This window comes from Methylorubrum rhodinum (assembly GCF_014199935.1).
Taxonomy (GTDB): Bacteria; Pseudomonadota; Alphaproteobacteria; order Rhizobiales; family Beijerinckiaceae; genus Methylobacterium; species Methylobacterium rhodinum.
Genome location: NZ_JACHOP010000003.1, coordinates 355,951 through 362,955 on the forward strand (window position 1 = coordinate 355,951; position 7,005 = coordinate 362,955).

A 7,005-nucleotide genomic window follows, 5' to 3' on the forward strand; every position below is an offset into this window, starting at 1 on the left:
CTGAAATGGCTATCAAACTGTCAAATATACGTGGGAGAGGTGGGAAATCTGGGATTTCTATGCCTTTCCCACCTTCCCACTTCCATTCAACAAGGAAATACGATGATCGACAAAATGCCGACTAGCCTCGCTGTCCATAGGCAAGGAGACAATCGGATTTCGCGTCATGACGAGAGCATCCCAGGTATAATTGATGCTGTGATAGATCAGGATAAAATCCGCTGGATCTGCTATGGTACACCGACTGTTTCGTGCTGGTTCAATCTACCAGAATTGGTGGGCAACGAAAGAGCTGTGCTTGAACGCTTATCTCAAACAGGCACGGTCCTCCTGACGCGCAAATCAAGGAATGATTTTGCAGTGCAAGTGGAGCAATTCAAGGGCTATCGCCCCGCTTTGGTCGCCGGGCGGCCAGGTTGGCTCGAAAAAGCCCACTACGTGTATGGCAACGGAGAAGTCGAGCGGCCCGATGGTGATGATCGCGAAGTGATTATCGCGTTCAAACCGAACGCAAAGTTCAAGCCGGTCGGCAGTCTAGCAGGGTGGCAAGCATCCATAGGTCAGGCGATCGCGGATCAGCCGATTCCCCTATTCATCGTGAGATATGCCTTTGTTGGACCGCTTTTGCGATTGGCGCCAGCCCACGTTCAGAACCCGCAAGTCGAAATTGTCGGTAAGGGAGAAATTGCTAAAACAACAATCCTGACTGTCGCAGCCTCAGCGCACGCGGGCGATCCCACTAGTGATGTAGGAGGCGCCGAAACATGGGATATGACGATCAACGCCCACGATCCGCAAAAGCGCGAGCACGCCGACAGCTTGCTCGCTCTCGATGAAGTCAATCTGGCAGGATTAGATGGCCGAGATCAGCGAGATTTGTTGCTGAAGGCCGGCTTCAAGGGTGCGACGAACGGCAGCCGTAAGCGCCTCACCGACACCGTTGTAGCTCCAAACGTGCGGGTGGCGACACTCAGCACCAGCAATGTGCCAAGACGCGACCTTGTCAAAGGTGACAAGACGGTTCTGGATGCGTTGAACTCGCGGATCGTTACCATCTCGATCCCAGAAGACCATAAGCTGGGCGTCTTTCAATTTGTGCCCAGGGACTTCGCTGATGCTCAAGCTGCGGCCGAGCACCTGCGCATGGCGGTTAATGAACACTACGGCGTGGCCGGCCGAGTGTTTATGCGACGCCTCGTGGCGGAGACTGCTCGGGATGAGGACCAACTTCGCCGCAAAATTGAAGCTCTGATGCAACGTTTTTACGATGCCGCCCACGATGAAGTCCCGGCAAAGGGTATGGCCCGCGGCAAGAAAGTCCTTGCACTCACCTTTGTTGCTGGCACACTCGCTCAAGAGTGGGGCGTCATCCCTAAATCTTGGGGAGCGCTCCTACCTGCAACCTTAGCAATCTACCGCTCGCTCGTTGGAGCCAGTGCCGCACCGGTCGCTCCTTCGGCGGTTGATCTCGTCCGGGCATACCGCAAGAGAAATCGGGGCAATATTGTTCGAGCTTCCAGATTGAAAAAACCTCTCACAAAGGGGGAATTTTTGCAAAAAGCGGGCGTTCTACGCTGCTCTGGCAAGCAAATGGACTTAATAGTCTCAGCACAGCGTTTCCAGCAGGAATTTCCCAATTATCGAGCCATATTGAATCAGCTTCGAGACGAGGGAAGAGCACAAACAGAGGGAGGGCAGCAGCCGAAGCTTACAATCAAAGCACCTGGCCGCATCTGTCGCGATGCTCCACGTGTCTATTGCATTACGGTTGTTGATGATGTTGTGGATGCGCATCAACGCGCTTTACGCCGATTTGGTAGTTGCAAATCGTAACCGTCTCGGTGCTGGCGACTTTAGTTTTGACCTATGGACCGAACGGGCCAAGCCTAGTGCAGCGAGAACGGTGCTCCGCGCCAATCACCAAAAGGGTGGTTAGTCCAGCGGCGGCCACATCCTTTGAAGCCCTTGTTCCGACCGGACGCGTCACGCGCGTCCGGTCCCCGGCCGCCCGATCGAGCAGTGTGCTGACAACCGCACCGACCATGCTGGTTAGGGTGCGTCCTTCGCAAGCACTCAGCATCATGTTTGGGTGAGCGTCAGAGGCCGTAAATCTCGGCGATGAGCATGCCTTCACGCCGGTACATCGCCCAGCTAATCCGCCGCCGCCCGGCATTGAGTAGCGCAGTCGTCGTGCAATGCCGCTCCTGCGCCTCCGCGCTGTAGACCACCTGTCGGAACTCATCGAGCGTGATCAGCCGGAAATTCTGAAGCTTGGCGTTCGGACCATCCTCGACCACCCGACGGACGAGCTCGCGTGCGGCCGCATCGGTGCATTCGGGGATGCCGGTCACGCGCTCGCACGAGCAGTAGAAGCTGTTGCCGTCGATCAGCGCGATGGCGCGCCCGCCGCCGATCCGGTCGCGCCGCCGCGCCGCCGGCCCGCTCACCGGGACAGCCCGGCGCTAACGAGGTGCCAGCGGATGGTGAAGCGCACCACGCCCCAGATCGTGGCCTCGGCGAGTTCCTGCAGCGCGTAGATAGGCAGCTCGGCGTTGTTGAAGGCGAGCCGCGTGCGGTTGCCCTCCACCACCATGCACTTGATCGACATCTCGCCATCGACGGCCGCGACGACGATGCTGCCGTGGCCGGGTGACCGAGCAACAGCCCGCACGTGCCTCATATGTATCGCCTCCGGTTTGGAAGGGGGCGGCTGTCGGCGAAACGTCGGTCGAGTTCGGTCAGACTCGTGGGCAGGCGGGAGGCAAACCGAGGCATGTCGGCAGAAAACATCCACAGCCTTGAGGCAGACCATATCTGTGCAAAGCGCGCCTGCAAGCTAAATCTAAATTTTGACATCACTACAATCCACTCACCTCAACAAAAACATTGTTGTTGCGCTGATGAAGTCGCCAGAGAATGAAACGCTCGCCCGAGTTCAGCGTCAGCGTTCCTGAGCAGTATCTTTCGGGGACCTTGGGGTCAGAAGCTCTCTCTTCAATTTCATGGAGATCAAGAAGTTCGATGTTCGTCAGCTTCGAGTTTGGGCCGTTCTCGACAACTTGCCGAACCAGCTCACGCGATGTGTGCGACGTGCAGCTTGGAAATTCCCCTGGGATGCGGGGCCAGAACACAAACGCTGCAATCAACAGTGCAGGCAGCGTCCACCACCAGCTGACCCAGCGCCCTCTTGATTGAGACGGTTCGTCCAATCGGCCTTTCAGGCCGGCATACTCCCCGTCGGTGATCCGGCCCTGCCGGCGCAGTTCTGTCAGCTGCTCGGACCATCTCCGGCTCCCGTCGAAGCGGTCGCCCAGAGCCCAGCGGCGTTCGATGTCGGCAACGATGAAGGGGATCGACTCTTTCGATTGCACGTCGGCGTAGGCGAGACGGAACTGCTCGACCGCCTCCGGCCCCAGCGCGGTCATCCGGTCGACTGCACTCTTGATCTCTGGGTCGTAGCTGGCCAGCGAAGCCCAGCGCTCGCGAAATGCCTCCGTGTCACCGGCTCGCTGCCGGCGCCGTACAATAAGCAGCGCAATAAGTACCGGGGGGAAGAAGAAGCATCCTAATGCCCAGGAGCGCTGATCGAGCTTCTTTCGCTTGGCAACGGCCCAACCAATGACCGACGCACCTACGGCGACGAAAAGGATAGGCCAGATCGAGAGCGAGCCTGTCGTGTTGTCCATAGTGATTTCCTACGCGGGACTTGGAGAAAGGGAGAGGAAGGGGCGAGCCGCTGTCATGCCCGGCAACGGCGAAATGAGGGACTGTCAGTCCGTCGATTGTCAAGCCGCGGATCGGGCTTGCTCGCGCGATGGAGGCGCGAGCGATCATCGGCTGGAACCTGCGGCGCCTGCGCGTCGCCCAGGGGCTGTCGCAGGAGCGGCTGGCGCTCGCCGCCAGCATCGACCGCGCCTATGTCGGGCGGGTCGAGCGCGGCTCGGAAAACGTGACGATCGCGACCCTGGAGGCCCTGGCCGCGGCGGTGTCGGTACCGGTGGCCGAGTTGTTGATCGCCCCGGTACCGGGAGCCGCGGCGCCCGCACCTCTGAAGGCTGGACGTCGCGCCAAGCCGCGCTGAGCGGCAGGACGTCGACACCGCCGGTGCCGAGGATCGCGGATGGAGCTGCGCCTTCGGCCTCACGGTCCAACCTCCAGATGGGGAGCAGCCCGGATCAGCAGCGCCCAAGCCGTAGCGCCCAAGCCGTGTCGATCGCAGCGCGCGTGGCAGCGTCGAGGTCGTGGCGCATGAGGGCGGGGGTGGTGAGAACGCGCAGCAGCGCCGCGGCAAGGTCCGGTGCCGCGGCGATCAACCGGGCGTCGGCCAGCCGCTGGATCCCGGTGGCGATGTGCAACGGGCAAGCGCCGCGCTCGACCGAAGCGTCGCGCCGCACGAGGTAGGGCCAGCCGCCCGGCCGTTCCTCGCTCGCCGGCTCGATCCCGAGGATCACCTCATGCGGCGGCGCCTCCGGATCGGCCTCCCCGCGCACGAGCCACGGTCCCGGGGTCGGGATCGCCGCGGCCGACAGCCTTCGCCCGGCCATGTCAGTACTCCGCGGCGAGCATGACCGTGAATACGCGCGTCGTGACGCTGGTGTCGGCCGGGTCCGACGACGCAGCACTCAGCGCCCGATCGAAATAGTCAATCTTGAACAAGATCCGTTCGCCGGCCGCCTCCAGCGCACCGAAATCGCGCTCGCCGTAGGGGTCGGTGTCGGGCGTGAAGCCATCGAAGGCAGCAATCGCGTCGAGGATGCACTGCTGCCGTTCGCGGCCGAGCGCGATCAGGCCAGCGCTCAGGACGAGGGTGCCGCCGGTGAGCGTGCGGCGCAGGATGTCGTTGAGCGCAGCCACGCGCCCCACATCGAGGATGTCGGTCATCGGAGATCTCGCGGGAAGAAGGGAAGGTGGGCGGCGGCCGGAAACGGCAGCGCGCCGCATGAAGCGGTCCGAGCGCGCCTCGGCGGCCCGGACCGGTCGGCGGTTCGGCTCAGGCGGCGCCAGCGGGTAGGAGGGCGAGCTCGGTGGCCTTACGCAGCAGGGTCGGTTGGGTGGGGTAGTCGCACCAGCGCAGCGAGAGGACGGCGCCGTTGATGCCGATTACCTCGGCCTCCCACCAGCCCTCGCCGGGGGCCTCGAGCGCCAGCACGACGCTGCCGAGGCCAATCTCGGCTCGCTCCTGCGGCTGGGGATGGCCGACGAAAGTACGGTCGCCCGGCCGCGGGGCTGGGGGCTTCTCGGCAGACTCGGGGGAAGCGGGCGCCGCCGGCTTGGCGGTGTCGGGCGCGGCTGGTGGATTCGAGGGACGCGGTTGGCCGGCCTCCGCCTCGGCCATCGCAGCAATGCGCGCGACGAGTTCAGGCTTGGTCGAAGCGAGCTGAGCCCGCCCGTTTGGCAGGACGCGACCGCGGGCGAGCTGCTGGGCGAGATCGCGACCGGCCTCGTCGGCGACTGGCAGGGTGCTCAGTTGCATCGTCGCGGCTGCACTAGTGGCGGCTTCGGCGTCCGATGCGTCGAACCAGGCGGCGCGCGGCCTGCCGCCGCCATCGCGGCCGAACAGGATGAGTGTAGGCGGTTGCGGTGCCAGCGGATTTGCCGTGACGGCGACCGGCGCGGTCGGTTGGGCTTTGGCTGCGGCAGTCATGAAGGGCTCCTGAAACGACGAAGGCCCCCGTGATGGGGGCCTTCTGTGGAGGTGCAGGGGAGAGGGCTAGTCGCGACGGCGGCATTTGCCGCTGGCTTCGATGGGGTCGCATCACGCCGCACCTCCTGCTGGAACATCGACCGACACCGCCGCGGCGCGGCGGTTCATCAATCGACACCAGCATCATCGCATGCGCGCTATGCAATGTCAAGAATATAATCCTAATGCGCTTAAGGCAGCACTTACCGCGACGATCTTGCCGCGCCCCCAGCGAGCACCGCCCCGCCGCGATCTGGCCTCTGAGAGCCTTGGAACTGGCGTAGGCCCCGTAATGAAGCCTCGCTGGGTTGCACAACGCATTGCACCTTGACGACGAACGTCCGCATATAGAACAGAAAGCGAACGCCTGCGTTGTCTGATGCTGCCGCGATGAGGATCCGCACCCGATGGCCCGCTATCGCTTCCACGCGACCAATGGCTCTGCCTGCGTGTTCGATGCCGTCGGCAGGGATGTCCGTCGGCTCGACCGCTTGACCCGTCGCGCCGCCGAGCGGGTGATGGGCAGTCTGGAGGACCAGGAAGACTGGGCGCAGTGGCGTGTCAGCGTTCACGACTCCGGCGGCCAGCGCGTGCTGGTACAGCCCTTCATGCCGCGCGCCGACGCGGCCACTCAGGCGGCCTAGAACCGGGACGCTGCGCATGTCGTCCCCGGGTACCGGCCGCACGCTGTTCTTCTTCGAGAAGCCCTCGGCGATGCGGCAAATGCAGCGGTTCTTCCGCTCGCCGAACACCGTCTGTGTGGCGGCCGAAGGGCACCTGCTGACCGCGCAGGAGCCGGGAAGCATTCGGCCGGACTGGAAGCCCTGGCGCTTCGATGCACTCCCGATCGTGCTCGACACCATCCCGGTCACCTGCGGGCAGAACCGCTCCGGTGCGTCGCACGCGCCGAAACTCGCCCAGATCCGGCAGGCGCTGACCGGTGTCGAGCGCGTGATCATCGCGACCGACCCCGGCCGCGAAGGTTCGATGATTGCTTGGGAGGTGCTCGAGCATCTCGGCTGGCGGGGCCGCGTGGATCGGCTGAAGCTTGGTGCGCTCGATGACCTCTCGATCCGACGGGCTTTCGCGGCGTTGGCCAAGGAGACGGCCTCGGGCGAGCAGGATTATGCAGCCTACCTCGAAGCGCTCTGTCGCCAGTACGAGGACTACCATCTCGGACTAAATGGAACTCGCGCGATCTCGCTGCGGCTTCGTCCGCCGAGCTTTCGCGAGCCCTGGCGCTTCGGCGGCGTTCAGACGCCGACGCTGGCCCTCCTGGCCGATCTTGAGGCGCGCATCCGCACCTTCGTGCCCGAGGACTT

10 protein-coding genes are annotated in these 7,005 nt (G+C 63.2%); 4 read left to right on the forward strand and 6 right to left on the reverse strand.

Annotation, left to right across the window (positions count from 1 at the left end; genetic code table 11):
- The first annotated feature begins 102 nt into the window (after positions 1–102).
- A complete protein-coding gene (locus HNR00_RS06035) occupies positions 103–1,833 on the forward strand; it encodes a DUF927 domain-containing protein (protein WP_183566411.1) in 1,731 nt (576 codons plus the stop codon).
- A gap of 263 nt (positions 1,834–2,096) precedes the next feature.
- On the opposite strand, the gene HNR00_RS06040 is transcribed toward HNR00_RS06035, so the two are convergent.
- The 3 genes from HNR00_RS06040 to HNR00_RS06050 all read right to left on the reverse strand — a co-directional run bounded on the left by HNR00_RS06040 (position 2,097) and on the right by HNR00_RS06050 (position 3,686).
- Positions 2,097–2,447, reverse strand: a complete 351-nt coding sequence (locus tag HNR00_RS06040; RefSeq protein WP_183566509.1) for a hypothetical protein — start codon at positions 2,445–2,447, stop codon at positions 2,097–2,099.
- Positions 2,444–2,680, reverse strand: a complete 237-nt coding sequence (locus HNR00_RS06045; RefSeq protein WP_246390318.1) for a LexA family protein — start codon at positions 2,678–2,680, stop codon at positions 2,444–2,446. Before HNR00_RS06045 ends, HNR00_RS06040 begins: the two co-directional genes overlap by 4 nt.
- A 178-nt stretch (positions 2,681–2,858) precedes the next feature.
- Positions 2,859–3,686: a hypothetical protein gene (locus HNR00_RS06050; protein WP_183566414.1), complete on the reverse strand. Its 828-nt coding sequence runs from the start codon at positions 3,684–3,686 to the stop codon at positions 2,859–2,861.
- Between the two features lie 128 nt (positions 3,687–3,814).
- Between HNR00_RS06050 and HNR00_RS06055 the strand changes: the two genes are divergently transcribed.
- Positions 3,815–4,081 carry a helix-turn-helix domain-containing protein gene (locus tag HNR00_RS06055; protein ID WP_183566416.1) on the forward strand — a complete coding sequence of 89 codons (267 nt, stop codon included), beginning with the start codon at positions 3,815–3,817 and terminating at the stop codon, positions 4,079–4,081.
- 94 nt (positions 4,082–4,175) lie between these two features.
- On the opposite strand, the gene HNR00_RS06060 is transcribed toward HNR00_RS06055, so the two are convergent.
- The 3 genes from HNR00_RS06060 to HNR00_RS06070 form a co-directional block, all read right to left on the reverse strand.
- Positions 4,176–4,544, reverse strand: coding sequence for an XkdD/Y8K6 family phage-associated protein (locus tag HNR00_RS06060; RefSeq protein WP_183566419.1), 369 nt, complete (start codon positions 4,542–4,544; stop codon positions 4,176–4,178).
- A gap of 1 nt (position 4,545) precedes the next feature.
- On the reverse strand, positions 4,546–4,881 hold the full coding sequence (locus tag HNR00_RS06065; protein WP_183566422.1) for a DUF3768 domain-containing protein: 336 nt from the start codon (positions 4,879–4,881) through the stop codon (positions 4,546–4,548).
- A gap of 109 nt (positions 4,882–4,990) precedes the next feature.
- Entirely contained in the window at positions 4,991–5,644 is a 654-nt protein-coding gene (locus tag HNR00_RS06070; protein ID WP_183566512.1) for a hypothetical protein, read from the reverse strand.
- A gap of 446 nt (positions 5,645–6,090) precedes the next feature.
- On the opposite strand from HNR00_RS06070, the gene HNR00_RS06075 reads away from it, so the two are divergent.
- Both HNR00_RS06075 and HNR00_RS06080 read left to right on the forward strand, forming a co-directional pair.
- Positions 6,091–6,327 carry a DUF6894 family protein gene (locus HNR00_RS06075; RefSeq protein ID WP_183566426.1) on the forward strand — a complete coding sequence of 79 codons (237 nt, stop codon included), beginning with the start codon at positions 6,091–6,093 and terminating at the stop codon, positions 6,325–6,327.
- Positions 6,328–6,343: 16 nt separating this feature from the next.
- On the forward strand, positions 6,344–7,005 hold a 662-nt coding region (locus HNR00_RS06080), incomplete at its 3' end, for a toprim domain-containing protein (protein WP_246390320.1).